Genomic DNA, 23,037 nt, shown 5'->3' with positions numbered 1-23,037 from the left:
CTTATGAATTTGGCAAAAACCAATTACTCTGAATAAAACTGCAGGCGGTTTTTTTTGATGAGTGGTGAGGAATCACCACTTGGGTAAAGTCTTTCTGCACCGACTTTTTTCTCGGCCATTTCAATCGCGCGTAAAAGTGTCTCCTGGCGCTTTTGCATATCTTGAATTTGATAATCTGTTAATTTGCCGTCAGTCACTTTTTTCCAGTCTTCGAAAGCCGTAGATTTTAATTTCTCGACAACTTCCTTCTGGGGAGCAAAGGCCTTGATAGCTGATTGCAATGCTGATTCCTGACGTTTGAGTTCTGCCAGTTGCTCTTTCATTGAAGTGATATTACGACCGCCAGCTTGGATGGACTTAGTCATTTTTTCTTGGGCCCGTAAGTTCTTATCCAGAGCGCCCACATTTCCCTGAAATGTGACAAAAGGGTCTTTTCCTCTGCCACCGCCAAATGACAACCCGTGATCGATAGCCACCAGTTTTCCGTCTTCTTTTTGCAGGTAATTGAAACCGTGGCGGTCCCCGTTGGCGACCAGATAATCAAAGAATCCAAGTTGATCCGGATCATCTGCGAAAACTTCGTTCGGCGCTTGATCTTTTAAGTTTTTCACTCGGTATTGAACTGTTCCGACTTCGCCTTTGTATTCTTTCATTACGGTGACCGGCACTGAATTAAGCCCCAGGTATTTATCGATATTATAAGCGGCCACTTCGCTTTTTGCCGTGTCGATTTCATCGATTGTCGTTCTTGGCTTCCACACGCCTTCGGAGCCATCTTCATAGCGAACGAATCTGGCGCCATAAACCCCTTGCCCGACTCTTTTTTCAGAAACGATATTTCCTTCTGCCAACTTCTTTTCAATAGCAACGGAAGAAGCCGTGGCCCCGGGTCTTAAGCCATTCGAAGCTGGTGAAACTGCTGTCGTCGAAGCCGTGTTATTCCTTTTAATGGAAGCTTTGGTATCCATGAAGGCATCGGCATCAGCAATTCTGCGTGCCTGACTGGCGTTTTCTTCTTTGATTGCTTTCTTAACTTTGGCGGTCACTGCAGAGAGGGCTTTTTGCGGGACCACTCCCAGGGCCGTCAAAGACGCCGCCATGATACAGTTATCCTGCTCAATTCGTTCCGCCGTGGGCGCACTCACACACGCGCCACTGGTTTTTAAGTCTGCGATTTTAGTTTTGAAACAAGCTTGATCGGTCACGGCTGCCATACTTGCAAAGTCTGTGGCCATCACCGCATACTTCATCATGTTCATGGCATTGTAGGAAACCATTCCCAATGTTCTTGCGGATTGAGCCGTTGAAAAGGCCTTGGCCGTGAAAGCTCCGACTTTACCAACAACGGAAGCACCCGCCCCTAAAAACAAAGAACCAATCATCACACCGTTATTTAAGTTGTCAGCTCCCAAACCATAGCGAGCGTTTGCGAGGCACGCCACTTCACCCAGTTTCGGTTCGCTTTGAACCACCGACGCACTTAATCCCGGGTCCGCCAATAAATCATGGCGAGCCGTTCGATCAAGACCGGTCCCACCTTGACCAACCAAAGCTTGGGTCAGATTGCTGCGAGTCTCATCCAGCGCTTTTTGCGTTTGGGAATAAGCTTCGTTCAACTTTCCGCTGAGGTCCTGGTCAGAAATTTCGGTGGAACTAGTGGAATACTTTTCGATGACTGATTTCACTTCCGGGGCGCCGGATAAAGGAATCGCACTAAGAATCACTTTGTATGAATTCTGAAGAGAGATCAGCTTCTTGCAGGAATTATATCGAGCATTCTTTTTAAAGCCTTTGACTTGTTGTTCAAGCGCTTCAAAAGTCGTCGGACAAACCGGCGTCGCAAGCATCGGATCGGAAACGATTTTTTTCGCGAGTTCCGAGGTCTTTGCGCGCACTTGGCGTGCAAGAGTTAACTTCTGCTTGAGATCTGAATTGGCAAAATCTTTGGTATTTTGTGCGACGATATCTCGTGCAAAATCACTGGCACACTGAAGCTCACGCACTTGCTGTTGCCCTAATAATGCAAAGTAACGATCTTCTTCAGATTGTCCTGCTATCTCTGCAATTTTCTTAACATCTTTGCTGTTGCGCTGAAGTTCTGAATCGTTTGGATTGCAAGCTTCTGCCGGTCCGCTCTTCGTCGCCGTAGGCTCGCAAGTATGACCCGTGATCTTAAAGGCTTTCTCTGACAAAGCTTCCAGCGGGCCTGCACTCACAAGTGTGGCGTGTACGAAAATATAAAATGAAATCAGAAATTTAAGCAGGATCATCAGGAAACTCATCGGTCACAATGAGTTTCCATTTGAGAGGAAAAGTCAGTCTAACGAATAACTCAGCAGCTATTTCGCCTCAGTTATGCTAGACGTTGGTGTTGGAGTCGTCGCTGGTGGAGTCGATTGAGGGATATTTGCGTTCGTGAATAAATCTTTCAGAACACGAGGATTTCCGGCGGCATCAAAATCATACACTTTACCACCGTCGTAACCACGCAAGTGATTACACTCATAACTTAAAGCATAGTCGTAAGTTTTTCCGCCTTTCGTTACGCGAATACCGTAACGTGGATTGAAACAACCTGGCAGCGCCAATCCATCTTTAAAAGATTCAGCAGCGTCTTTAAACTCCAAAGCAGCTTCAGTCACGTCCTCAGGATTCAACTTGATCTCCCCCAAAACTTTAAAGCCGTGAAAGTCTGTAGCACCGTCACCCTTTTGAGTGGGATCCAAAGAATATACTATCGCCGTTTGTGGCTCTTGAAGATTGTTTAGAAAGGCCATCTCTGCTTTGACGGCCTTTACTTCTTTGGTTGCTTCCAAAGAATCAAATTTAAAATCGCAGCCCGAAAGTACCGTTGCTGCCATCATTGTTCCCAATAGAAATCTCATAAGACTCCCCAACTCACCCATCACCAGGATAGATGAAAGATCTAATCATAGTCTAAACGACAAAAGCCACCTTTGGGGTGGCTTTTGTTAAGAGTCCAGCGTTATTAACGCATTGTCACTCTCTTATTTAAAATTCCGTTCCGAATTTTAGTACGCAACGTGGTGGTTTAGTGCCTCGTGCATGCGTGGATCCTTAACTGGAACCAAGTTGTTTTTGCTCCAGAAGTTCATGATGCAAAGAAGGAATAAACCAGCGAAGCCCGCGAAGATACCGATTTCCCAGAAACCGAATACGATCGCCCCATCGTTAAAGTTTGGATACACCATCCAGTAGATATCTACATATTGCATGATCAATACGATTGTAGAGATCAACAACACGTTCGCATCATTTCTTTTTGCATCACGAGGAAGCAAAGCCAAGAAAGGAACTACGAAGCGGAAGACCAAAAGAGCTACGGAGATTTGCATCCAGCCGCCCAAAGATCTCATGATGTAGTACTCAGTTTCCTCTGGCAAATTCGCGTACCACATCAACATGAATTGAGAGAATGCGATGTAAGCCCAGAAGATCGAGAAACCTTTAAGGTATTTTACCACGTCATGTTGATGTTCAACAGTAACATAGCCTTTGACCAAACCAGAGCGTCTCATGAACACGATCGTGATCGCCAAGAACGCAAGACCTGCTTGGAACAATCCAGAGAAGCAATAGATCCCGAAGATTGTAGAGTACCAAGTTGGAAGCAATGACATGATCAAATCCACAGAGAAAAACGAGAACAACAACGCGAAGAACGCGATGAAGCCTACTGCCGGCCCCACGTTTTTGTGAGTCAAGTTGTCATCACCTGATTTATCTTGTTTCAAAGAGTTACCAACCATCACCCATTTAAAGATCATGCAACCCACAACGAAAACCAACAAACGAATCACGAAGAATGTCGGATTCAAGTAAGCAGTTTTTGCCGCGATCACTGGATTTTCAGCGATGATTTTTGGATCTGCCCAGATGAAAAGTTTTTTGAAACCGAACAACAAGATCAAACCAAATACCAGGATGAATGGAATGAATGCCGTCGTCGCTTCAGCAAAACGGCGGATAGAAACTGACCAACCTGCTTTCGCAACGTTGTTCAAAGCAACCCAAAAAAGACCGCTCAAGCCCAAGCAAGAGAAGAAAAAGAAAGAAACCAAGTATGAAGTCCACAAGCGGTCTTGATTTTTGATCAAGCCCACTGCGAATGTGATCAAACCGATCGCCATCAAAACGAAGCTCAATGTTTTCATCCACTGAGGTGCTTCGAATTTACCCAAATGTAGATCTACGTGTTTATGTTCGCCCATATCTATTTACCATCCCGTTTCTCAAGGAAACGAATGTAGTTAACAACCTGCCAACGGTATTTTTGCGGAATGTGAGAAGCATAAGGGCCCATCACACCTTGTCCCATCGTGATCACGTGGTACAAGTGACCATCTGGCCAGCCTTTAACTTTGTCAGTCAAAAGTGCAGGTGGCTTCAATGCCATTTTAGTAGACACCGGTACACCAGACTTCTCGCCGCCTTCGCCTTTATAGCCGTGGCAAACTGCGCAGTTTGTTTCGTAGTATTTTTGACCCGTCAAAAGAGTCTCATCATCCATTTTACCAGCAAGTGGATTTTTAAGGTTCTTTGCAGCACCTTCAACATCCGTTGCATAACGATATGGCTCGAAACCTTGAGGAACTGTATGTTCCGGAGGTACGCGCATGCCGCTGTGGTGAGGAGAGGATTCATCATACTCCTGAGCTTTGATCGCCGGAGATTCCATCATATCTTGAATGATCTCAACGTTAGGATTGTTGCCGCGAGGACCACAGCTTGTTAGCGCTGACGCCACCAAGCCTGCTGCTGCTACACCTAGAGTAATTTTCACAAGATGTTTCATTTCTAGTACTCCGTCTTCTTCACTTCAACTGCGCCAAGTTCTTTGAACATGTTCGTCAGTTTCGTCTCATCATAGATATTGTCATTGTGAGGAACGAAGATTGCGAACTTATGGCAGCTTAAATCTGGATCGATAACCGGTGGGTCGATACGTGGCATTTTGCACGCATAGAACAAAGCACCTACAGAAGAAAGAGCTGCAAACAAGACAGTCAATTCGAACATGATAGGTACGAAAGCTGGAAGTGAGAAGAATGGTTTACCACCTACGTTCACTGCCCAGTCGACTGCTGAAGTCCAATAAGTCAGACCCAAACCAGCAGACAAACCTACAACACCCGCAACGAAAGTTACGTAAGGAATCCAAGAGCGTTTGATACCGCAAGCTTCTTCCATACCGTGAATTGGGTATGCAGAAATGGCTTCAAATTTATCAGAACCAGATTCACGCATTTTTGTAGCGGCTTTAAGAATTTTTGATTCTTCAAGCCAGATACCAGCAATACCTTTAGTATATTGAGCAGCCATTAGTGGTGCCCTCCTTCAGTGTCATAACCAACGTGCAGAACCGGCTTAACTTCCGCGATAGAAACCGCTGGGAACAAGCGCAAGTACAACAAGAACAATGTCAGGAACATACCGAACGAGCCTACCAAAACGCCCGTATCGAACCATGACCATTGGTACATACCCCAGTTGGCTGGCAAGAAGTCACGGTGAAGAGATGTCACAGTGATCACGAAACGTTCGAACCACATACCGATGTTAACGAAGATAGACACCACGAACATCACTGGGATTGAACGACGAAGTTTCTTGAACCAGAAAACTTGCGGAGACAATACGTTACAAGAAACCATGATCCAATATGACCAAGCGTAAGGACCGAATGCACGGTTTACGAAGGCAAAACGCTCGTACGGGTTACCAGAGTACCAAGCAATGAAGAACTCTGAAGCGTACGCGTAACCAACTAGCATACCAGTCGTCATGATGATTTTATTCATCACTTCCATATGGTCTAGAGTTACGTAGTTTTTGAATTCAGGGAAACCGATACGAACCAAAGTCATCAACGTCACAACCATCGCGAAACCGGAGAAGATCGCACCGGCAACGAAGTATGGAGGGAAGATCGTTGTATGCCAACCTGGCAAATTGGAAACCGCGAAGTCGAAGGATACGATTGTATGTACGGAAAGAACCAGTGGAGTCGAAAGACCCGCTAGCAACAAGTACAACATTTCGTAGTGTGACCAGTTTTTCGCAGTCCCTCTCCAACCTAGAGACAACGCACCGTAAACTGCGCGACGAAGTTTGTTTTTCGCACGGTCTTTGATAGTTGCAAAGTCAGGAACCAAACCGATGTACCAGAACACCATGGAAACCGTCGCGTATGTAGATACGGCGAAAACGTCCCAAAGAAGTGGGGAACGGAAGTTCACCCACAATGGACCACGTTGATTCGGATACGGGAACAACCAGTAATCCAACCAAGGACGACCTGTATGTAGCAACGGGAAAAGACCCGCCGTCATAACGGCGAAAACCGTCATCGCCTCAGCTGTACGAGCAACTGACGTTCTCCATTTTTGGCGGAACAAGAAAAGAACCGCAGAGATCAGCGTACCGGCGTGACCGATACCGATCCAGAATACGAACGTAACGATCATCGTACCCCAGAAAACCGGATGAGTAACACCCAGCAAACCGATACCGATACCTACTACGCACGCAAGGATAACGATGTAAAATAGAAGCAATGTTTTGGCGCCAAGGAACATCCCGATCCAACCTTTGGATGGGAATCTTTCCACTGGAGCACAGATGTCATCGCTGACATCTTTCAAAGTCTTGTTACCAAGGACTAATGGGCTACGCTTAATCATGAGTGCTCACCTTGTTTTGCAGTACCGTGACCATCGTGGCCACCAGTTGATTCTTTATCATTGTTACGGATTTTGGATAGGTAGCGAACAGATGGTTTTGCATGCCATTCTTCAAGCAATGCGTAACCACGCTCTTTCTCTTCCGCTTTCCAAATCTTAGCTACTTCACTGTTTGGATCATTAAGATCACCGAACACGATACCGCCGGCTGGGCACGCAGTTTGGCAAGCTACTTTAACGTCGCCGTCTTTCAACTGGCGTTTTTCGTTACGAGCCACAGTTTTAGCATCCTGGATTCTTTGTACGCAGAATGAACATTTCTCCATCACCCCGCGAGTACGAACTCCAACAGATGGGTTCAAAGCCATGTGCATTGGTTTTTCAATCAACTTCGCATAGTTGAACCAGTTGAAGCGACGTACTTTGTACGGGCAGTTATTCGCACAGTAACGAGTACCAACGCAACGGTTGTAAACCATGTCATTCAGACCTTCATCTGAGTGAGTTGTCGCCAATACCGGACAAACAGTTTCGCAAGGAGCGTTGTCACAGTGTTGACACATAACCGGTTGGAAAACCGCTTCTGCATTTGCGATATCACCTTGATAGTAACGGTCGATACGCAACCAGTGCATGATACGACCTTCAAGAACGTACTTCTTACCAACAACAGTGATGTTGTTTTCAGATTGGCACGCAATCACGCAAGCCGAGCAGCCTGTGCAAGTGTGAAGATCAACAGCCATACCCCATTTGTGACCAGAATATTCGTGACCTGACCAAATAGACCAAGTCTCGTGTCTGTGGATACCCGCAGATTTATTTTTTACGTAGTCTTTCAAAGTCGCTTCAGCAGCGATTTGACGGCCTTCCATAGAGAAGTTACCAGACGTACCAGCTAGATCGTAGTGTTTGCCAAGCTTAGTGAATGTCGCTATTTGGCCAGCAAAGATTGCTTTGCCTGCTTTATCAACTGACACGAACTCAGTCATGTTTTTACCAACGCCGTTTGCCACTTTACCAGCGCGAGTGCGACCGTAACCTACAGCTACTGCCACAACATCGTCATGAAGACCTGGTTGGATGTAAACAGGAAGATCAACAGACTTATCACCCACTTTAAGAGTGATCATAGAGCCCGTTTTCATATGATTTTTCTCGGCTGTGCCGATAGAAACCATCGCATAGTTATCCCAAGTCAATTTTGTTACTGGATCTGGAAGCTCCTGCAACCAAGCCACGTTCGCCAATGACCCATCCATGATCGCCACTTTAGGGTAAAGAACAAGTTCCATACCTTCTTGGGCTTTCGCAGGTTTGATATTAGTGAAGGCGTCAGTTTTGAATGAACGCGCAGAAGAACCGCGGCTCAATTCACCAACATAACCTTTTTGCAGACCTTCCAACCAGAAATCTTCAAAGGCTGCGCCTTTACCGTATTTCGGGTGGATGTCTGATTTCCAGTAAACTCTCAAGTAGTCATAGAATGTTTCGTAATCACGAAGACGTGCTGGACCTTGTTTCGCCATGAACGCCCAAGTCATCAAAGATAACTGGAACGAACGCGTGTCGTACATAGGACGAATTGCTGGTTGGCAGATAGAGATCACGCCTTTACCAACTTCCAAATCATTCCAAGATTCCAACGCGTGGTTATCCGGAGTGATGAAGTCCGCGAAAACACCCGTTTCGTCAACACGGTCACCTGTGTAGATAACCATTTTAACTTTTTTTACAGCTTCAGCAAATCCCATCGCTGCTGGCAAAGAGTAACCTGGGTTCACTTTGTGCATGATAAGAGTTTGAACTTTGCCGTCTTTCATATCTTGAATCAATTGCGCCATTTCAGCGTATGAAGCAGACAATGCAACGTTACCCGCTTTAGCATCAACAGTTTTACCGTCGTTATCTAAAACAGAGTTCAACATGTTCACAGCAATTTGCAGTTCCGTCGCTTTGTTTGTCAAAGTCGTGATACCACCAGCAACAACCAGTGATGTCCCTTTGTTTGCCCAAAGATCAGAAGCTACTTTTGCGAACATTTCAGCATCAAGACCCAACTTCGCAGCTGTATTAGCGAATGGCTCCAGAGCAGATTTCACAGCACTGTTACCAGCGTATGAAGATTGGCCTTTTTTCACGATGATTTCGTGAAGAAGACCCATCACCACATCAAGTTGTTGTGAAGGTTTGATTTTGAAACGGATATCCGCATTTGCACCCGTCAATGAGTAGTTGGAATCGAAGGAAACCATACGGCTCATGTTTTTGATGTCTTTACGGCCTTGCGTGAACTGATGCGTGTAAGCAGTCGGATTCAACCAAGTACCCAAGAAGTCTGCATCGATTGAAACGATCATTTTCGCTTTATCGAACCAGTACTGAGGGACAACTTCTTCACCGTAAGAAGCTTTTTGACCGTCACGGATTTCTTCGTGAGCGAAAGCATCCCAAACCACAGTCTTAGCTTTGAAGCCTTGAGCGAAGTCAGAGATCACGGCGCGAGTTGAAGGAGAAGAGATTGGTGCAGAAAGGACAACAACGCCGCCTTTTACCAATTGCTCAGATACTTTTTTATCTAGCTCTTCCCATTTAACGTCGATCAATTGAGAGTTTGATTTTTTCTCATTGAACAAGTTGCGTTTCGGTCCTTGCAATCTTTCTGGATCGTATAGGGACATCAAAATCGCTTGAGAACGAGCGCTCAAACCACCCGCGCTGAACGGATGAGAAGGATTTGATTCGATATGAATAGGACGGCCTTCGCGAGTTTTAACAAGCAAGCCCATCGCATCGTTACCATCAAAGAAAGCAGATGAATAGTAGTTCGCCTGACCAAGAGTAACCTCTTCAGGCATTTTGTTGTATGGAACGATCTTTTGCACGGGACGACGTACGCAAGAAGCTGTCGCCATAGCCAAAGATGCACCCATAAGTTTCAAGAACTCACGACGTGCCCAACCGTCTTCCCCGTCGCTTTCACGAAGAGGAGAAGATTTAAACTCTGTCTCTGCCATTTTTTGAAATTCAGCATCACCGATCTTTTCTTCGATCGTTTCCCAGAATTTCGTGTCGCGCACGATCTTCGGGCGCAACGCTTTTTTCATCTCTAATTCATTATCAGTATGCATTTCAGACATAATACCTTCCGAAACCCTTAGTAGTGACAAGTTGAGCAGTTAAGAGGAGCTTTGTTCTCTGGTTGGCGGTGACAGTTCACACACCAGCCCATGGAAAGGTCAGAGAATTGCTCCACGCGCGTCATCGTTTCGATAGGTCCGTGACACGTTTGACAGTTCACGCCTTTCGCAATGTGAGCGTTGTGGTTGAAGTGAACAAAATCTGGAAGCATATGAACGCGAACCCACTCAATTGAGCCGCCGCTGTCGTATGCATCACGCAGTTTTTGAATACCTGGTTTATCTGTCGCTACTTGCAAGTGACAATTCATGCAAGTTGAGAGAGCCGGAATATTCGAGTGTTTCGTTCTTTCCACTTGATTGTGGCAGTATTGACACTGAATTTTGTTGGTTCCCGCATGCAATTGGTGATCAAAGGCAATTGGTTGCTCTGGAGCGTAGCCTTTGTTGTATCCCCAACCGGTTTGGAATTTACAACCCGTGAGAAGTGTTGAAAAAATCATGAGCGCGCTCAAACAAGCTAACACGCCCGCCGTCGTACTTCTAAATACCCGATGCATAATCATCCTTTTGCCAAACTCGTATCCTCTTAATGACATTGAGGATTGAGGCCAACAACGCTGTCCTATATTTATTTTGCCCTTATTTAATGACTTAAAAGTCCAGTTGTCCATATTCTTTTTGCAAGCATATTGAAAAAGCGAAAGAGTTTTAACCCTTTCGCTTACTTTTTGTGCAAAAGCTTTTCGCCTCGGAGCATAGCGACGCTACTTCCTACGCAAAGAATCTGCTACGATTTTGCAGATTTTTTTGTGCGACCCTGACGGATAACCCACACATAAAGCACCATCAGCATGTGTGCAGCCACAAAAGCAGACACATACTCGATACCTCCAGCACCGAAGCCGTAAGAATGAAGCCCCGCACCAAGAACGAAATTCACCCCGTACCAAGCCATGATCACTAAAGAGAAAGTGATAATCGCTGTCACTACCATACCGAAATTTTTGATCATTCCTGCGTACCTTGCATGCAGGACCGCCAAATAACCAAGAAGCGCAATCAACGCCCAAGTTTCTTTTGGATCCCAACCCCAGAAACGGCCCCAAGAATAGTCCGCCCAGATACCACCCAAAATAATTCCGGGTGCGAGGAATGCCACGCCAATTTGCATCGATCTGTAAATGGCTGTCACGATCGCGCGAATTTTCTCGTGATTTTTTTCCTCACCTTTTAAATAGTAGAACAAACCAAGGTCGCCCAAACCGAAAGCCAAGAAAAAGGCTGCGTAACTGATAGTGATTGTCATCACATGGATTGTTAACCAATAATTGCTGCGCAGCACTGGCTCCAAAGGTTGCAAAGTAGGATCCAAAACTGCGGGCGCGAAGTCGGCAATCACAAGCGCGAACGCCGAAACCAATGTTCCTGCAAACAAAATCATACGGAATTTATAGATAAGTTCCAAAATCGACGCGAACAAGATCACGCCCCAAGAAACCCAAATCACCGTCTCGTACATATTAGATACCGGCGCTCTGTCCATAATATACATCCGCAAACCGAAACCATACGTGTGCAGAATAAAGCCCAAGCCCAACAAGACCCACGAAGCCTTCATCATAGACTCTTTGGAAAGAGCCCACACTAGCAATAATACAATCGCCGCCAGGATATAGAATACGTAAGCCCAACGGAATGGATGGAAGTCGTTGTAGTGAACTTCCGCTTTGATTTTTGTATCGTGATCGTAAGCCGTTGGATTTTCCGCACGGGCCGCCGTTTCAAATGCGACGATAGCTTCATCAAGCTTTGTCGCTGAAGATTCAATATCAGCCGCATTCGCCCCACTCGCCACCTGACCGATATAAGTCACAAATGCCGTCGTGATACCCACGAATTTTTGTTGAAACGCCTCAGGCAAATCCGCCACTGCAATCCAGTTGCTGCCCTCTTTCGGAGGAAGAACCTTCATCATGCGTCCCGCTGCAACTTCTTGAAACACGAAAAATTGATTTTCCAGACGTTGCAACGCCTGGAAATAAGGATTCAATTTTTCTTTGGTTTCACGCTTGGCTTGAAGCTCTTGACGAATCAGCGTGAAACGTTCACTGCCAAAAAGTTCCTGGCCGTTGAAATATCTTTGGTCTTTAGGAAGTTTCAAAGCCTCCAAGACCTGGTGATTGCGCACTTCAAAGATTTTCTTGTCAGCCCAGGCTTGCGGAGAAAGCATCCAGGTCAGAATAATTTCGGTCGCTTTGCGGCCTTCATAAGTGCTTTTCCCGTAAACGATCTCCAGCATCTCTTTAGAGAAACTGTCGTAAGGTTTAATACGACCGCCATCTTGCACTGGAAGATATTTTAGCTGGTCACCAGGCTTTGCGAACGCCACCACTGTGGAGAATGAAAGCAAAACTGTTGTCAAAACTAGCAAAAGCTTTTTCATCTATTCTTCCCCGTCTTCTTTCTTTTTAGCTATTTTGAAATCTAAATGTTTAAACCACATCAATAAAACCACACCGACCGATAAAATCAGTGAGCCCATGTATTTCCACACGCGACCTGGATCCGCATTCACCGAGAAAATCGAAGCCACTGGGTGACCGTTCTCCTCCTGGAAACTGGCCTGATAAACCGTAAGACCTTTGTGCTTCATCGGTTCATTCATGGAGATCTCACGCTCGCCCAACTCCGGAACTTCCACGACGCTTTTGTAAGCGGCCGCTCTCATTGTTCCTTGATAGCGATCCACCGCAAAGGATTTTAGCTGAATTGGGAAACCGATGTCGATACGGCGATTGCCGTATGTGAAAAGATAAACCGCATCTTTGGTGAACAGCTTCACCATGTCGTTCAAAAGAACCCAGTGAAGTTTGCCTTCAAACAGGATTTGAATCGCAGAGGTCGTCAATGGCGTTGGCGCTGGCATGTCTTGCAGATCCCAGTCTTCCAAAGCGGCAGGAATGAATCTTAGGATACGGAAATCCATAGCCATTTTAAAGCCCGGATTAAACACGTCGCCTTCTTTCACAAAACCTGTTTTACCAGGTTTTTCAGATTCCTTATAGAAAACAGCGTAACGAAGTCCGCCCTTGTCTTTATCTGGCTGCAGGTAAATTTCATTGCGACCTTGGCCTTTTTCAGGAATAGGACCGATGTGAACTTGGGCCGGACCAAAATCGTGAGTTTGAATGGAGTTGGCTTTCTTTTGCACCAGCCATTCGATCACATTCACATTGGGATTTTGGATTTGGAAACGCAAAGCAGATCCCGCCTTGCCGCTCTCATCCACTACGACTTTACGAGAAGGCAGAACGTATTTTTTGTAGTCGACAACTTTAATCTCGCCCACATAAACCGGCACATCTGTCGGCTTTTCTTTTGTCGGTGGGTATTTGAAAAAGTCCACTTCCTGCTCGAAAGTTTTTGAATAGCGATCACCATCAAAAGAGCTATAGACCACAAGATCAGTTTCAGGAGTTTGCACGAGGTTGTTTTTCTGACCGATTTCGATACGCATGGAACCATCCAAACCGTATTTCATCGTCAGCAAACCACCGAAAAGCAGAATGATGATACCGATATGTGCCAGCACAAAAGAAGCGTGACGTCTTTTCCACGGCAGGCGATCCACCATCACCGCGACCAAGTTCAACACCAACATGCCCATAATTGTGTACATGTACCAAGTGTCGTAAACGAGTTTTTTAGCTGCGTACGCGTCGTACTTTGCTTCAACGAAAGTTCCAACAGCGGTCAATGTTGCAATCGAAAGAATAATGAAAACCGCGAGCTTCAAACTTGCGAGCGGCTTATTGATGCGTTTCAAAAGAGATTTTTTGGATGATTCTGCCATAGAGCGAATATCATTAGATGAAACCCTGCCCTATGACTATGCTTTTCGGTCTTCGACGCCCTACGCTAGGTGCTGTAAATTGTTGCGGATATAGCTCAAAGCAAAGGCGATTTTCTCCTGAACCTTCTTGGCTTCTTCCGGTTTCAACTTCTTCGTTTTCTCGTCCATGTAAAGCTCGCGGTTCATTTCAACCTGCAAAGTATGCATTTCACGAGACGGATCTCCGTATTGCTCTGTGACGCGACCGCCAAAATACGGCCAGTTGTATCCAACTTTGAATCCTGCAGTCACATAGGCAGCGATCACCAGGTCTTTGAAACGCGGATCACAGCTTTTGCCTTTGCTATCACTGACCACGATATCAGCTCGGCGCTCCCCGGGATCGCGATGCTCACTTGTTCCCACCGACGGCATGCTGTGGGCATCAATGTGAAAGGTTTTTTTATAACCTTTCTCGTGAAGTTTCGCGTAAAGGTCGCGGATATTATTATGGAAAGGCTCATAAATCAGTTTCACCAACTCATCATGCGCCTGGCTTGTCATCGGCTCTTTCATCAACTGATGTTTGTAGGTTGTGATCACCCAGTGGAAACCACGGTTGTGCATTCCCGCGGGATTTTTATTCCCGATCACAGAGGAGGAATCCACATCTTCTGGAACACGGTTCATATCAGCGGCATAACGATGCCACTCGGTCTTAACAAATGGGATTTGCAGTTTGCGAAGTGTCGGTTCGTACAAGAAGTCTACGTAACGGTCCACATCGCACATGACGATTTCTTCAGGCAACGTGTTTAACCACGGAGTTTGGGGTGGAATTTTCTCACCCGAATGTGGAATTGTGACCATTAACGGAGCTGTGATTTCCATAGGAACCTCTCTTGACCCCACCAGAGTAAAACGCGACACTTAAATTGAAAAGGGCAAAAGTTATGACGACACCTCCCAAAGCAAAGATCTACACTCGCACTGGCGACAAAGGGACCACACGATTGGTGGATGGTTCATGCGTTGAAAAATTCAATCCACGCGTGGAGGCCTATGGCACCGTGGATGAGTTGAATAGCTATATCGGAGTCTGTCGTTCCACTTTGTATGCCTATCCGACCCTGCTTGCTTTGGATGAGATCCTTGAGAAAATACAAAACGAGCTTTTCAACATCGGAAGCCTGCTGGCAACGGAGAAAGACGAAGTCTTTCAAATGTTGCCACCGATCACTGGCGAACAAATTCGCGTGCTGGAAGTTAAAATTGATGAATTAACGGCGGAGTTGCCGGAACTGCGCAATTTCATTTTACCAGCAGGCCACATTGTCGCTTCGCATTTGCACGTAGCACGTACCTGCTGCCGTCGCAGCGAACGCAGATCTGCTGAAATCGCGGTGAAAGATGAGCGCTATGCCATGTGTTTGCAGTATTTGAATCGCTTAAGCGATTTCTTATTCGTTGCTGCTCGTTGGGCCAACCTTAAAATGGGACAATCTGAAGTCCTTTGGAAAAAGACTTAATGAAACTTGAGATTGCCTCGCCGGATGATTCGGCCGCGTTAGTTGAATTTTACAAAAGTTTCCCGTTAGATGGTCCCTTGCAGATCAAAATTGATCGTGACGGAAATTTTTTTCATCCTTATGAAGTTCATGGGGAAAAGTCTTTAACTTATATGTTGAAGGACGAAGGAAAACTGGAAGGCATGGCGAGCTTTGTGGTTCGCGATGTTTTGCTGGATAATAAAGTTCGCACCGTGGCCTTTGGCCGGGACTTACGTATTTCTTCGAATCGTAAAGCGATCTTGGAATGGGGTCAGCACTTTTTGCCAGTGATGAATGAAGTCTCCTCCGTCTTGGATGCGAAGTATTTCTTTACGGTGATGAGCTTAAACGAAGCAAAATCCATGAATGCCTTCGTTCGCCAAAGAACTTTGAAACGTCCTTTGCCTCGTTATTACTTGTTCCGTCGTTTAAACATGGTTTCTGTCCATGGACGCTTTCCTTGGGCGAAAAATCCACTGCCACACTTGCGTATGCGCCATGGAAGTCCCGCGAATGTGGATGCTTTGATTTATTATATCTCGCAAAAATCCCGCTCTAAGGATTTGGCGACGGTTTGGGATGCACAAAGCTTCCACGATAAATTGGATCGTTGGGAAGGTTTGAAGCTTGAAGATTTCATTATCGCGATTGATAAGAACGACAACATCGTCGGTTGTTGTGCTCCTTGGTCCGCCGAGGGCAAGCAAGACTTCATCCCGATGACTTACAACTTGAAAGCCCACAACTTCCGTCAGTTTTTGAAATTCGGAAAAATGCTGGGCTGGACTCGCACGATGACGAAGCCGTTTTCTCGTCTGAAAATCGAAGCAAGTTTAAATTTTAAATATTTGAATTTCCTGCATGCGGATAATGGCGATATTTTTGAAGCTTTGCTTTGGAAAGCCTTTGACGATGCTCAAGAAAATGAGTTCCTGGTTTATAATCAGATGCGTTCTGAATACGTTTACCGTCGCCCGATGAATTGGGTGTCGGCGAAAATTCCATTTGGAGTTTATTTGATGATGCCGCCGGATACGGAACCACCGGAGTTCATGCATCCGTCCAATGAACGTCCGATTGAGATGGAGCCGTTTTTTACTTTCTAGGTTTAACGCGGCTTTTCTTGGTAGCGCGACTTAAGGCGCTACCTTGTCTTCAAAAGTTACATATACCATCGTCTGATTCAAGAGCATGTACGCGATTTCTCCGAACGTCATCGGCCCCAGGATATTCGCGGTTTTTTTACCCTCAAGATTTGCATAAAGGTAATTCAGAACACAATTGCAGGACAACGTTGGCTTGGTTAGATTCATTCGGGAAACATGTTTTTCAAATTCGCCTTCGTAACTTTCCACTGCAGCTGCGATTTTGTAATCCACCCCCGGAAATACGGGCGCATATAAACTGACTGTCCTTTTGTCTTCGTTAAGAGTCATAATACTCACATTAACGGCTGCGCCTGAATAATTTGCGACCAGTGGCAATTGCGTGTTGATATTATTGGATTTGATATAGTCGAAAAAGCTCGTTTCCACACCATTCACCAAACAGGACGATACCTCAAACCCCGTTTCCTTGAATGAAATCGCGTCTCCAGATCCCTGGTTAAAAATGTTAATAATATTAACTTTGCCGAATTTATCCTCGCGAAGATTTAAATGCATAACCAGCGCGCCATCTTCCGAAAATTCACCTGTGAGTCCATTAAAGGTTTTTGGCTTAGTCAGAACAGTCTGTCCCAATTGATAGCCCGTGATCCAACCCAAAAGAGGATGATCAAAGATTCCTTGGTAACTTGAACAATTTTTCGCAAACTCAAAATGTGCATTTGAAAAAGCAGGTATCATGATAAAGGACACGCCATTTTGTTCATAATCAGAAGGTATCTTATGCAATTTATCGGCTCTGTAGTGAATGACAGTACAGTGCTCAACAAAATCCGGCAGTACACCGACCTGAATGAGCTCCGTGGTTTCTATTCCGCCATTCTCTGACATGAAATACGGAATAGTCCCGCCGATCCACTGCCCCTTTGGCAGGGCCATCAGCAACTTTTCATCAGCTGCTAAAACTAGTTTTTTTCCGGACTTAATTAACTCCACCACTTCATTTACTTTTAAAAGACTTTTCATCTTCCGGAATCCTCACCAAATAAAGTTTTAATATCATCTGCCACTGCGAATTCATTCTTCTTAAAAAAGTCAAAAGCGATAGTAATGGCTTCCTGAACCTTTTCTTCAGTGGGGCTCGTACCTAAAACGGTTCTAACTCGCGTCATAACCATCTTGGTTGATAAAGCGTGCAAAGAAAGATTGCCATCGTGGGCAACAATTTCTCTCCAGCGCGGATGCTCCTTCGGCGGAATCATACGTCTCCCATGTATTGTATGGGTTAAAAAGGACATTCTTCTTATCGGCGTCCTGTTTTGAAGTTATATAGAACAAACTCGCAAACATCTGAATTTTCGGGCCAAGATTTCTTGAGATCTGTTTAGTTGACACTTTTCAGTTCCGAATTAACGGGGATGAAAAACAACCTACCGATTGCGGACCAAATCAAGGATACATATACGGGAGATATCATTCCGTATGCCGAGTTGGTAATATCTGCCATTGGTATCGCTGGCATTATTGTTACATTTGCAAATATCTCCATAAAAAAACAACAGCTTCCGGTAGATGCGGTGTTCGATGTAGTTGTTTTGCTAACCATTCTATTTTCCGCCATGACCCTGCTCTGTTCGATAGTTATCCTAAAAATACAGAAAAGCATTCAGGCCTCCATTCACAAAATGTCCGAAGCGGCTAACCTCGAACTCAATGAACAAAAAAATATCGCATTACAAGCAGCGAAAATGTCGGCCTTAGGTGAAATGGTCGGAGGCATCGCTCATGAAATCAACACCCCCCTAGCTGCAATCAAGATGTTCCTGAATGAAGCCATTTCGGAGCTCGAAAAAGGCGAACAGTCAGACAAGGATGCTCTCGCTGACTATGTTCATAAATCGGATGCAACTATTGACCGAATTGCTAAAATCATCAAAGGACTAAAAACTTTCGCTCGAGCCGGTGAACTTGATCCTTTTACAGAATTCTCTGTTCAAGAGTGCATAGAAGACGCCGTCATTCTTTGCGAAGACCGGTTCAAAAGTGAGTCGGTAGATCTTCGCTGGAAAATTCCCGCTTCTACCATCGTGATCGAGTGCCGCCCCACTGAAATTACTCAGGTGTTATTAAATCTAATGAACAATGCCCTCGACGCCGTTTCAAAACTATCTGAAAAATGGGTGACCGTTCAAGTCGATGACACTCCAGACTTCGTTCAATTCAGAGTGACCGACAGCGGGGCCGGTATCGCACCGGAATATCTGGAAAAAATTTTTCATCCGTTTTTCACCACTAAGGAAATTGGCAAAGGAACTGGCATAGGTCTCAGTATTTCCGTAGGAATTATAAAAAGTCACAATGGCAGACTCTTCATTGATCCGGGAGATTTGAATACCAGTTTCGTGATTGAAATTCCAAAAAAACAAACCTTAGAAATTGAACTATCAGAACTACAAGGCAGCATCACATGAAAAAAACCATACTTTTAGTTGAGGACGATGAATTCTTCCGTTCCGCGGTGAAAGACTTTTTAAAGAAATCTTATGAAGTAATCGAAGCGGAACATGGAAATCAGGCGAAACAAATCTTAAGTGAAAAAACTCCTGATCTGATAATTTCTGATATCAAAATGCCCGAATGCACAGGTATCGAGCTCCTTAAATGGGTTATTCAATACCGCTCAAACGTTCCAGTAATGCTGATGACTGGCTTTTCTGAAATCTTGGAGACTACAAGTGCCCACAGATTGGGTGCAAAAGATTTTATTCCTAAACCCTTTAAATCCTCTGATCTGCTACAAAAAGTAAGCCACCTGCTTCACCAAGAAACTGCGCCCCATGCATTCGTTGCCGATGCCGGAAAAGACGAAGATTTCTGCTCCCTACCGGTCGAAGACTTTTTAACAGAAAAAGATACTGAATTTGGCATCTTCGTGAAAGTCGCAAAAGATAAATATATAAAAATCGCACATAAGGGAGGCAAAATACCTGAAGACAAAATAAAAATCTTTAAGCAGAAAGGCGTCCACGATCTGTATGTCAAACAGGTAGACTTTTCTCGCATCGTTGGATTTACGGTACATCTTTCCAAAGCCGTCAACAATAGCACTTTGGTGACAGACCCAAAAAAATTGCGCTTCATGCAATACACGGGGGGATTAATCGTTCAACAAGCGTTTGTGCAAGGAACAGATAAATCCGTTTTCAACAACGCCAAGGATTTCTTAAGCTCCTGTGTCTCTGTAATAACTGAATCCGAGGATGCTCTTACAGTTTTGGATCAGCTTAACGAAAATAGCGATTCACTCTATGCACATAGTTTGGGCGTTAGCATGTACTCGGTTATGATAGCAAAGAAAATGGGAATTAATTCACCACAAAATCTATTTAAAATTGCCATGGCTGGCATCTTTCACAATATTGGATTCAAAGAACTGCCTGCAGATTTGCTCAAGAAAAGTCGATTTAAACTCTCCAAGCAAGAACGCCTTATGATCGAGTCTCATCCCATTCGAGGAAAAGAAATTCTGGAATCCATAAAAGGCATTCCTACGGACGTTATTCAAATCACCTATGAACATCACGAGGACATGATGGGAACAGGATATCCTCGAGGCATAGATAAAAAAAAGATCCATCCACTCACTCGTATTATCTCGACCGCAGATCACTTCTGTTGTTTAACTTTGAAAAATCCAGACATAGATGAACCGATGGATGGCTATAGCGCGAATCGGGTCCTGCTAGAAACGAAGCAGGGACTTTTGGACGCTAACTGCCTTAAAGCGTTGAATGAACTGTTTGGCGCTAATAAAAACCAACAAAGTGCATAAACCTCAAGATGAAAGTCGACGAAGCGCTTGGATTTCCTCCTGAGTCTTTTCAAACTCCTTTGCCCGACCAAGGGAGGACGACAACATGCCAGACACCAATGAGAGTGCCTCAAATACTTCCTCACTGTAATAGTTTGGATGTTCCGAATAGTTTTTCAGGACGCCCAACAATCGGTCACCATAATAGAGCGGCACCACAATCATTGATCGCAAATGAACGCGGCGACAAGCCTCTTTGTCGACCCGATCATCTACCTCGGAATCTTTGCATAACAACGGATGTCCCACCCGCACGCACAATCCGGAAAAACTATTCCTCGCCTGCACGCGGATACCCAAGTAAGGAACCGCTGCACCTGCGGCATATCGATAAACCAAGTCTCCACTTTCAAGATCCAGCTCCTCGATGAGCGCCCCATCCGATTTTGTCAGGTGCATTGATAGATGGACGACTTTATCCAACATCAAATGCAAATCGAAGTAAGAAGCAGCAATATCATTTTGGATGGCTATAACTTCCGAGCGAATTTCTTCTTTCTTTCGAAGAGATGCGACTAATTCGACCAATGACTTGTGAAGATGAGATCTAATGCGAACATTTTTTTGGAAGAGAAAGATAAGACCCAGCGTGAGCAGTGTCAAAAATGTAGTGCCTAAAAAATTCACTTTTTTACTTTTACGGATAGTCTGCACAAAGGCGCCACTCAAAGAGACGATTTGAGCTTCTTGGAAAATCTCCATTTCATCAAAAATATTTCGCAGAGACTCCATCGCCTCTTGGCCGTTGTCAGACTTCACAATCTCCAAAGCTTCCGGAGTGAAGCCGCGACGTTTTAAGTCGACTGTCCGCTTAAGCTCATTCAATTTTTCTCCCGTTAACTCCCGGGCCCGACGAAGTAGCTCAAGCTGCGCGGGGCTATTGCTTAGCAGGATTTCCAATTCTGCAAATTTATCGTCAATATCTTCCGCGACGGCGTTGTAAGGTCGAAGATACCGCTGATTTCCGGTTAACAAGAACCCCCTTTGTCCTGTTTCAGCATCGACAATCAGCGATTTCAAAATCTTTATCTGGAGAGCACTTTTTCGGAGTTTTGCGCGCTGAATACCAGCCTCTGCGATGTTATCTAGATTATTTTGCAAATAAATTCCCATTACCACCAAACACAGAACTGCCAGGGCCCCTCCCCAGAAGAGACTTTTTTCAGCTTTAGTACCTTTCGTGCCCTTCTCCAAGACGACTCCTTGGCCCAAAAAACAGATAAGGCCGGACTAAACAAACTATAACATGTCGAGATTTAAGAAAGAGAGTAATGGTACAAGCTTCAAGAAAATTTGAGCGACTGATGAAAAGTGTTTGTTAACGATCAATATTTCTTATCAAAAACGACTGAAAATTGGGCCACCGACAACACGGGATGGAAATTTTCTCCCGTCTTTGCGTAACCGCACTTTAGATGAAATCCATCGGCCGGTTGATAGGCGAAATCGGGATTGCGAATCTCGTAGCAAATTTCTGTGTGCAAATCAGCTTCCCTAACAGTAACGAATGGCAAAGACGCTTTCGCGTACTTCGCAGGATAGTTCCAAATGGAGCTACTTTTGGTTTTCGCATTTCACCATGAGGTTGATGGAACTAGACGTTGCGTTTGCGTCGCCCGAAGTTTCTGTCGAAGTGTAGATGATCTTATAATTCCTACCGCATACGTCGCGAGCTTTTTCATAACAAGATGCGGTTGTGCAACAACTAATAAGTTGATGAGGCGTCCCATCTGATCCAACGATTGTTCTAGTCATCCGACAACCTGAGAACAGTAACAACGCCATCACAGGACCATCGAGATTGACGCAGCTCTTCTTGGTAGGGCGAAAGTTAGATTGGTACGTTAATTTGGCCGGTGCCTTTTTTGATATAACCGATTTCCCAGGACTTTTCGTCTTGGGATTTTAGATGGTCTTTAATGGTTTCAACAAAAGCCTTTTTGACCAATAGAACCAAGCCGATGCCCATATTGAAAGTTTCAAACAGCTTTTCATTCGAAAGACCCGATCTTTCCACAATGGTTTTGATCACGGGAGCAGTCTCATGTAAAGAAGGCCATCCATTTAATACGTAATCAAACTTATCACTCATACGTGGAATGTTGTGAATACCGCCGCCTGTGATGTGCGCCATGGCCAACAAAGCTGATGGAGCGTTGTTGCGAATGGAGTTCACGGTTTTTACATAGATCTTAGTTGGAACCAACAATTGGTTGATCAGTTCCTTTTCGTCTTCTTTAACAAGCTTTCTTAGCAAAGAATAACCATTGGAATGAAAGCCACTGGAAGCAAGACCTAACAAGACGTCCCCCTCTTCCATGTTTTCTTCTTGAAACATGTCTTTAGGATGAACATCACCAACACTGAAACCCGCCACGTCGTATTCGTCATTTTGATACATGCCTGGCATTTCAGCCGTTTCGCCGCCGATCAAGGCCATGCCGGATTGTTTACAACCGTCGACCATACCTGCGATCAATTCTTCGCTCACGCGAGTGTCTAGTTTTCCGAAGGCCATGTAATCTAGGAAAAACAACGGTTTTGCCCCGACACACAACAAGTCATTCACACACATCGCGACCAGATCGATACCGACGCCGTGATGTTTGTTCATTTGCTGCGCTAATTTTAGCTTCGTACCAACGCCATCTGTGCTGCTCGCGATAATACGATCGTCGCTGACTTTGTAAAGGGCTGCGAATCCGCCAATCCCTTGCAGGACTTGGTCGTTGTGGGTCGTTGGCACCAACATCTTGATGCGTTCAACGAAGGCGTCGCCTTTTTGAATATCTACACCGGATTTTGCGTAATCAATTACTTCTGACATTCTA

The 23,037-nt window shown here is 45.0% G+C and carries 19 protein-coding genes; 4 read left to right on the top strand and 15 right to left on the bottom strand.

From position 1 onward, the window contains the following. Positions 1–23: 23 nt before the first annotated feature. The 11 genes from DOM22_RS08435 to DOM22_RS08385 form a co-directional block, all read right to left on the bottom strand. The gene (locus tag DOM22_RS08435) at positions 24–2,270 is read right to left on the bottom strand and encodes a hypothetical protein (protein WP_168196603.1); all 2,247 of its coding nucleotides are present in this window, start codon (positions 2,268–2,270) and stop codon (positions 24–26) included. Positions 2,271–2,339: 69 nt separating this feature from the next. After that, a complete protein-coding gene (locus DOM22_RS08430) occupies positions 2,340–2,885 on the bottom strand; it encodes a hypothetical protein (RefSeq protein WP_142699937.1) in 546 nt (181 codons plus the stop codon). A 147-nt stretch (positions 2,886–3,032) separates the two neighbouring features. Continuing rightward, positions 3,033–4,232: a molybdopterin oxidoreductase gene (locus tag DOM22_RS08425; protein ID WP_142699936.1), complete on the bottom strand. Its 1,200-nt coding sequence runs from the start codon at positions 4,230–4,232 to the stop codon at positions 3,033–3,035. Positions 4,233–4,234: 2 nt separating this feature from the next. Then, positions 4,235–4,816: a cytochrome c gene (locus DOM22_RS08420; RefSeq protein ID WP_142699935.1), complete on the bottom strand. Its 582-nt coding sequence runs from the start codon at positions 4,814–4,816 to the stop codon at positions 4,235–4,237. A gap of 2 nt (positions 4,817–4,818) precedes the next feature. Beyond that, positions 4,819–5,343, bottom strand: a complete 525-nt coding sequence (locus tag DOM22_RS08415; protein ID WP_142699934.1) for a DUF3341 domain-containing protein — start codon at positions 5,341–5,343, stop codon at positions 4,819–4,821. After that, positions 5,343–6,704, bottom strand: a complete 1,362-nt coding sequence (gene nrfD / locus DOM22_RS08410) for an NrfD/PsrC family molybdoenzyme membrane anchor subunit (protein ID WP_142699933.1) — start codon at positions 6,702–6,704, stop codon at positions 5,343–5,345. Before nrfD ends, DOM22_RS08415 begins: the two co-directional genes overlap by 1 nt. Next, positions 6,701–9,844: a TAT-variant-translocated molybdopterin oxidoreductase gene (locus DOM22_RS08405; RefSeq protein WP_246845906.1), complete on the bottom strand. Its 3,144-nt coding sequence runs from the start codon at positions 9,842–9,844 to the stop codon at positions 6,701–6,703. The genes nrfD and DOM22_RS08405 overlap by 4 nt, the downstream gene beginning before the upstream one ends. Positions 9,845–9,861: 17 nt before the next feature. Beyond that, complete coding sequence (locus DOM22_RS08400) at positions 9,862–10,347, bottom strand: cytochrome c3 family protein (RefSeq protein ID WP_246845905.1); 486 nt, start codon at positions 10,345–10,347, stop codon at positions 9,862–9,864. 287 nt (positions 10,348–10,634) lie between these two features. Next, on the bottom strand, positions 10,635–12,290 hold the full coding sequence (locus DOM22_RS08395) for a cytochrome c biogenesis protein (protein WP_142699931.1): 1,656 nt from the start codon (positions 12,288–12,290) through the stop codon (positions 10,635–10,637). Further along, a complete protein-coding gene (locus DOM22_RS08390) occupies positions 12,291–13,700 on the bottom strand; it encodes a cytochrome c biogenesis protein ResB (protein WP_142699930.1) in 1,410 nt (469 codons plus the stop codon). Between the two features lie 60 nt (positions 13,701–13,760). Continuing rightward, complete coding sequence (locus DOM22_RS08385; protein ID WP_142699929.1) at positions 13,761–14,570, bottom strand: N-formylglutamate amidohydrolase; 810 nt, start codon at positions 14,568–14,570, stop codon at positions 13,761–13,763. Between the two features lie 62 nt (positions 14,571–14,632). On the opposite strand from DOM22_RS08385, the gene DOM22_RS08380 reads away from it, so the two are divergent. Both DOM22_RS08380 and DOM22_RS08375 read left to right on the top strand, forming a co-directional pair. Beyond that, positions 14,633–15,208, top strand: a complete 576-nt coding sequence (locus DOM22_RS08380) for a cob(I)yrinic acid a,c-diamide adenosyltransferase (RefSeq protein ID WP_142699928.1) — start codon at positions 14,633–14,635, stop codon at positions 15,206–15,208. After that, positions 15,208–16,335 (top strand): hypothetical protein, encoded by a 1,128-nt coding sequence (locus tag DOM22_RS08375; RefSeq protein WP_142699927.1) that lies wholly within the window; start codon positions 15,208–15,210, stop codon positions 16,333–16,335. Before DOM22_RS08380 ends, DOM22_RS08375 begins: the two co-directional genes overlap by 1 nt. Positions 16,336–16,365: 30 nt before the next feature. Here DOM22_RS08375 and DOM22_RS08370 read toward each other — a convergent pair whose 3' ends face one another. Further along, a complete protein-coding gene (locus tag DOM22_RS08370; RefSeq protein ID WP_142699926.1) occupies positions 16,366–17,361 on the bottom strand; it encodes a hypothetical protein in 996 nt (331 codons plus the stop codon). Then, positions 17,358–17,597: a hypothetical protein gene (locus DOM22_RS08365; RefSeq protein WP_142699925.1), complete on the bottom strand. Its 240-nt coding sequence runs from the start codon at positions 17,595–17,597 to the stop codon at positions 17,358–17,360. The genes DOM22_RS08370 and DOM22_RS08365 overlap by 4 nt, the downstream gene beginning before the upstream one ends. A 156-nt stretch (positions 17,598–17,753) precedes the next feature. On the opposite strand from DOM22_RS08365, the gene DOM22_RS08360 reads away from it, so the two are divergent. Both DOM22_RS08360 and DOM22_RS08355 read left to right on the top strand, forming a co-directional pair. Next, positions 17,754–18,806, top strand: coding sequence for a sensor histidine kinase (locus DOM22_RS08360; protein WP_142699924.1), 1,053 nt, complete (start codon positions 17,754–17,756; stop codon positions 18,804–18,806). Beyond that, positions 18,803–20,167: a response regulator gene (locus DOM22_RS08355; protein WP_142699923.1), complete on the top strand. Its 1,365-nt coding sequence runs from the start codon at positions 18,803–18,805 to the stop codon at positions 20,165–20,167. Before DOM22_RS08360 ends, DOM22_RS08355 begins: the two co-directional genes overlap by 4 nt. A 3-nt stretch (positions 20,168–20,170) precedes the next feature. On the opposite strand, the gene DOM22_RS08350 is transcribed toward DOM22_RS08355, so the two are convergent. Together DOM22_RS08350 and purM are read right to left on the bottom strand one after the other, a co-directional pair. Then, positions 20,171–21,400, bottom strand: coding sequence for a CHASE3 domain-containing protein (locus DOM22_RS08350; RefSeq protein WP_142699922.1), 1,230 nt, complete (start codon positions 21,398–21,400; stop codon positions 20,171–20,173). A gap of 637 nt (positions 21,401–22,037) precedes the next feature. Next, the gene (purM, locus tag DOM22_RS08345) at positions 22,038–23,033 is read right to left on the bottom strand and encodes a phosphoribosylformylglycinamidine cyclo-ligase (protein WP_142699921.1); all 996 of its coding nucleotides are present in this window, start codon (positions 23,031–23,033) and stop codon (positions 22,038–22,040) included. Between the last annotated feature and the right edge of the window lie 4 nt (positions 23,034–23,037).

It is taken from the genome of Bdellovibrio sp. ZAP7 (genome assembly GCF_006874645.1).
Taxonomy (GTDB): Bacteria; Bdellovibrionota; Bdellovibrionia; order Bdellovibrionales; family Bdellovibrionaceae; genus Bdellovibrio.
Note: the sequence above shows the minus strand (reverse complement) of the source record. Positions and strands in the feature narration are given on the sequence as shown.

What these genes read in the sequence shown, in the direction of transcription:
- DOM22_RS08415 (WP_142699934.1), bottom strand. Translation starts at nt 5,343, where the DNA reads ATGGCTGCTCAATATACTAAAGGTATTGCTGGTATCTGGCTTGAAGAA.
- DOM22_RS08405 (WP_246845906.1), bottom strand. Translation starts at nt 9,844, where the DNA reads ATGTCTGAAATGCATACTGATAATGAATTAGAGATGAAAAAAGCGTTG.
- DOM22_RS08365 (WP_142699925.1), bottom strand. Translation starts at nt 17,597, where the DNA reads ATGATTCCGCCGAAGGAGCATCCGCGCTGGAGAGAAATTGTTGCCCAC.
- nrfD (WP_142699933.1), bottom strand. Translation starts at nt 6,704, where the DNA reads ATGATTAAGCGTAGCCCATTAGTCCTTGGTAACAAGACTTTGAAAGAT.
- DOM22_RS08400 (WP_246845905.1), bottom strand. Translation starts at nt 10,347, where the DNA reads ATGATTTTTTCAACACTTCTCACGGGTTGTAAATTCCAAACCGGTTGG.
- purM (WP_142699921.1), bottom strand. Translation starts at nt 23,033, where the DNA reads ATGTCAGAAGTAATTGATTACGCAAAATCCGGTGTAGATATTCAAAAA.
- DOM22_RS08435 (WP_168196603.1), bottom strand. Translation starts at nt 2,270, where the DNA reads ATGATCCTGCTTAAATTTCTGATTTCATTTTATATTTTCGTACACGCC.
- DOM22_RS08390 (WP_142699930.1), bottom strand. Translation starts at nt 13,700, where the DNA reads ATGGCAGAATCATCCAAAAAATCTCTTTTGAAACGCATCAATAAGCCG.
- DOM22_RS08380 (WP_142699928.1), top strand. Translation starts at nt 14,633, where the DNA reads ATGACGACACCTCCCAAAGCAAAGATCTACACTCGCACTGGCGACAAA.
- DOM22_RS08425 (WP_142699936.1), bottom strand. Translation starts at nt 4,232, where the DNA reads ATGGGCGAACATAAACACGTAGATCTACATTTGGGTAAATTCGAAGCA.
- DOM22_RS08370 (WP_142699926.1), bottom strand. Translation starts at nt 17,361, where the DNA reads ATGAAAAGTCTTTTAAAAGTAAATGAAGTGGTGGAGTTAATTAAGTCC.
- DOM22_RS08385 (WP_142699929.1), bottom strand. Translation starts at nt 14,570, where the DNA reads ATGGAAATCACAGCTCCGTTAATGGTCACAATTCCACATTCGGGTGAG.
- DOM22_RS08355 (WP_142699923.1), top strand. Translation starts at nt 18,803, where the DNA reads ATGAAAAAAACCATACTTTTAGTTGAGGACGATGAATTCTTCCGTTCC.
- DOM22_RS08430 (WP_142699937.1), bottom strand. Translation starts at nt 2,885, where the DNA reads ATGAGATTTCTATTGGGAACAATGATGGCAGCAACGGTACTTTCGGGC.
- DOM22_RS08395 (WP_142699931.1), bottom strand. Translation starts at nt 12,290, where the DNA reads ATGAAAAAGCTTTTGCTAGTTTTGACAACAGTTTTGCTTTCATTCTCC.
- DOM22_RS08420 (WP_142699935.1), bottom strand. Translation starts at nt 4,816, where the DNA reads ATGAAACATCTTGTGAAAATTACTCTAGGTGTAGCAGCAGCAGGCTTG.
- DOM22_RS08375 (WP_142699927.1), top strand. Translation starts at nt 15,208, where the DNA reads ATGAAACTTGAGATTGCCTCGCCGGATGATTCGGCCGCGTTAGTTGAA.
- DOM22_RS08360 (WP_142699924.1), top strand. Translation starts at nt 17,754, where the DNA reads ATGAAAAACAACCTACCGATTGCGGACCAAATCAAGGATACATATACG.